This is a genomic window from Streptomyces sp. ADMS (assembly GCF_033441795.1).
Lineage (GTDB): Bacteria > Actinomycetota > Actinomycetes > Streptomycetales > Streptomycetaceae > Streptomyces.
Genome location: NZ_JAVFVX010000461.1, coordinates 1 through 412 on the forward strand (window position 1 = coordinate 1; position 412 = coordinate 412).

A 412-nucleotide genomic window follows, 5' to 3' on the forward strand; every position below is an offset into this window, starting at 1 on the left:
CGAAGAACTGGGGCCCGCTGAGCCTCTACCCGCCCGGCACGTTCAGCGGCGCACGGTGCAGGGCCGAGGACGTGCCCGCACGAGAACGCGCCGAACTCGCCTCCCGATGCTGCCAGTTGCGCTCCGTCGCGCCGCGCGTCCGGGTCCCCGTGCGGCTGACCTTCGCCGAACACGAGGCGTGGTGGCGGCAGGACGGCGACACCCTGGTCGACCTGGCCGCACAGTTCGCCGCCGCCCCTCGCGTCACCGTCGACCGCCAGCCGGACGCCGGCCACAACATCAGCCTGGGCTGGGCCGCCCGCTCGTACCATCTGCGCGCACTGGCGTTTCTGGAAAGCTGCCTGGTTCCCCGCGAGACGACCCACGCCGAACGGTCTGCGGCTGTGTCCACGACGAAGGCGACGTAGACGAC

The 412-nt window shown here is 72.1% G+C and carries 1 pseudogene; it reads left to right on the top strand.

Going from position 1 to position 412, the window contains the following annotated elements:
- Positions 1–407: pseudogene (locus tag RB628_RS41555) on the top strand (alpha/beta hydrolase); the annotation flags it as partial.
- Positions 408–412 lie beyond the last annotated feature (5 nt).